The 1298-nt window shown below is 60.0% G+C and carries 1 protein-coding gene; it reads right to left on the bottom strand.

Translation table 11 applies throughout. The features are described 5' to 3' along the window. Positions 1-139: 139 nt before the first annotated feature. Positions 140-1045: an alpha/beta hydrolase gene (locus B3605_RS01910; protein ID WP_296431897.1), complete on the bottom strand. Its 906-nt coding sequence runs from the start codon at positions 1043-1045 to the stop codon at positions 140-142. Positions 1046-1298 lie beyond the last annotated feature (253 nt).

Raw genomic sequence — 1298 nt, 5'->3', positions numbered from 1 at the left:
CGTCAATCGCGCCCGCCAGCGTATTGCCGACGAGTGCGGCGGGACAATCGCCTAGTCTTTACCAAGGTAAGCGTCTCCAGCAACATCAACCGACATTGGGGCAATGGCGCTTCAGCTTCGGTCGATGAACGCCTTCTCTTTACTCGCGCGGCTTGTCAGCGAAATGCTGTAGCGCAAACTCGGCCGCGCGTTGGTTGGACTTGCGTGCGTCATCGAGCCAGAAGGGAAAGAGATGCCATTGATGCACCATACCAGGCAGCACCTCGGTCGTCACATCGACACCGGCCTGTCTGGCCCTGTCGGCGAGACGCAGCGTGTCGTCAAGCGAAATTTCCCTCGAGCCGACCTGCATCAATAATGGCGGAAAACCCTTCATGTCGGCATAAAGCGGCGACACGCGCGGATCAGTCGGCGAGCGATCTGCGAGATAGGCCTTTCGCGCTGCGTCTAGCTGCAATGCATTGCCGAAGGGATCATTGGCTGCATTGGTCCTGATCGATGCGCCCGTCGCCGCAAGATCGGTCACGGCGCTGATCGTGATGACGGCAGCCGGCGACGGCCCCTTCAACTTGATCTGCCGTAACACCGCTTCGATCGCAAGATTGCCTCCGACGGCATCGCCAAGCATAATGATGTTGCTGCTCTCATACCCCGCATCGAGCAGCCAAAGGTAGGCGGTCAAGGTGTCGTCGATTTGCGAGGGATAGGGGTACTCAGGCGCCAGGCGATAATCGATCAGCAGAACATCCGCCGACGCCGCCTTTGCAAAGGAGGCAGCCGACGCACGGTGTGTATCCAACGACCCGCTGTAGAAGCCACCACCATGAACATAGAGGATGGCGCGTTTGCCGAGCGTATAGTGAAGACGCGCGGGCCATATCAGCTCTGCGTCAACGCCGCCCGCATCAACTTCCCGGATCTGCACACGTGATGGTCCCGGCGTCTTCTGCATCAGCTTCTCGAAGGCGTTGCGGCGCTCTAAAAGCGTATTAGCCTTGGCGAACTGCTCGCTCATTGTGTCCAAAAGCTTCGCGACCTGCTCCATCGACGCCTGTGTCTGCACGCGATCCTCAGCGCCAGCCGACGGCGCCGCGATGAGCAAGAGCGTTATGCCGATCGCCGCGGTACGCAGCGTCGTCGCTATCGCCCGGCTGAGCGCATCTGCATGCTGGCGTTGGCTTCCCATTGCTCGACCTCTTCGTGACGGCCCCATGCCGGTCCGCGCGACCCTCTCACGACTAAAAGCTGTGTCAAGACGCACGAGGCACCTATGGTAAACTGGTGCGCCTTCGTGACTG

The sequence above is a fragment of the Rhizobium sp. UBA1881 genome, assembly GCF_002338015.1.
Lineage (GTDB): Bacteria > Pseudomonadota > Alphaproteobacteria > Rhizobiales > Rhizobiaceae > Rhizobium.
The sequence above is the reverse complement of the archived record's forward strand: the minus strand, read 5'-3'. Positions and strand labels throughout refer to the sequence as shown.

Coding starts and splice junctions, on each gene's coding strand:
- B3605_RS01910 (WP_296431897.1), bottom strand. CDS start 1,045: ATGGAGCAGGTCGCGAAGCTTTTGGACACAATGAGCGAGCAGTTCGCC.